Below are 1,955 nucleotides of genomic sequence, written 5' to 3'. Positions count from 1 at the left end.
AAGACTACAGCACCAGTTTCCCTCCATAATGTTAAAGATGGGAAAATTGCTGAAGATTCGCATGATGCGATCAATGGGAACCAAATTAATAAAATATCTGGAGATATAGCAAATTATTTTGGTGGTGGTGCCTCGTTCGAAAATGGTGCTTTTAAAGGACCAAACTATAGTTTATCTGTTATTGTTGAAGATGGTCAGGTGGCAAAAGCCAATTATCATGATGTTGGCTCAGCTTTGAGTGGTCTCGATGCAAATGTGAAGAGTGTGAATAGTCATCTCACGAATGTGGTCAATAATTTTACACAACAAATCAATGATATTACACAAGAAGTCAAAGGGGATGCTTTGTTGTGGAGTAATGATGAGCAGGCATTTGTAGCACAGCATGGAGCAGACAAAGAAAATAGCAAAATTAAGTTTCTTGCTAATGGAGATATTTCTGCTAACTCAACCGATGCTATAAATGGTTCGCAACTTTATTTGATGAGTAATCAGCTTGCTGCATATTTTGGTGGTGGCGCTGGCTATAATAATGGAGAATGGACTGCTCCTACTTTCAAGATAGCACAATTCAAGGCTGACGGGAGCTCTGGTGAAAAGAAGGATTATCATAACGTTGCCAGTGCTTTTGACGGCGTAAGTGAGAGTATGTCTAAGATAAACGACCGTATTCAAAGTGTTGAAAACAATGTCTCGTCCAATGGTTTAAATTGGAATGAGCAGAAAAAAGCTTATGACGCTAGCCATGATGGTCAACCAAGTAAGATTATCAATGTAGCAGATGGTAAAATTGCAGAAGGTTCAAAAGATGCAGTCAATGGTGGACAGCTTTGGGAAACCAACGAACGTATCACTGGCGTTGAAAAAGATATTAAGCATATTGAAAACAGAGTCGACAATATTTCCACTACGGTTACGAATATTGGTGAAACGGTTTTCAATATTGAAGACAGAGTTGATAATATTGAGAACACGGTTAATAATCTTTCTGATGGTGCAGTTAACTATGATAAAGATGCTGATGGTAAAAAAACCAATAAGATCACTCTAAAAGGTGGCAACGAAAGTGAACCTGTTATGATTGATAATGTTGCCAATGGTCGCATTGAACAAGGTTCGAAAGAAGCTGTGAATGGTGGTCAACTGCATGATTACACTCAGCAACAGATGAAAATTGTTCTCGATGATGCAAAAAAATATACGGATAGTCGGGTGGATAATATTGTTATTAATGCCATTGATGATGCTGTTGATCGGTCTGACCGATATACAGATATGAAGTTTAATATTTTAAGTTATGATATTAAGAGCGTACGGAAAGAGGCAAGGCAAGCAGCCGCCGTTGGTCTAGCAGTATCCAACCTACGTTACTTTGACGAGCCGGGATCTTTGAGTGTCTCATTTGGTAGCGGCGCATGGCGTGGACAATCCGCATTTGCTCTTGGTGCTGGTTATACATCTGAAAACGGAAAAATTCGCTCTAATCTCTCTGCCACGAGTGCTGGTGGTCATTGGGGCATAGGTGGTGCAATTACTCTGAAAATAAAATAATACGAACAACGAAAACAAAACATCCACCCTTATTTATTGAAATAAGGGTGGATATTTTTTTTACAGACGCACAGTATTTATCTAGAGATAAGCATAATATTTGATGAGGCTATAAACTGTGAGGTTTTATAGAAGATTTTTCTATATTTTGTTGAAAAAAGATCACAGTAGAATCCATATTGCTAAAAAGCTATATTTTTATGTTGCTATTTTCTTGAACAGCCTATAGCTGTATGGGAATGTATATTAGTAAGACTCATTTTGATAAAATAACTTTCAAAGGGGGGATAAGTAGTGCGTAAAGATAAAAGGTACACCACGGGGCCGCGCATATATCATTATATGATATATTAAAAAGAAAAAATCCAACTAAAAAGCCAGTTATCCAAGGAAAACTATATTCC

Annotated in this window: 1 protein-coding gene; it reads left to right on the top strand. The window is 37.6% G+C overall.

The genetic code is table 11. The annotated features are described in order from the left end of the window. The coding region (locus ACFINI_RS09800) for a Vomp family autotransporter (protein ID WP_375648028.1) at nucleotides 1-1,551 on the top strand (1,551 nt) is incomplete at its 5' end. Between the last annotated feature and the right edge of the window lie 404 nt (nucleotides 1,552-1,955).

It is taken from the genome of Bartonella sp. AA56HLJMS (assembly GCF_042197145.1).
GTDB lineage: Bacteria > Pseudomonadota > Alphaproteobacteria > Rhizobiales > Rhizobiaceae > Bartonella.
This window is presented reverse-complemented; position numbering and strand designations above follow the sequence as displayed.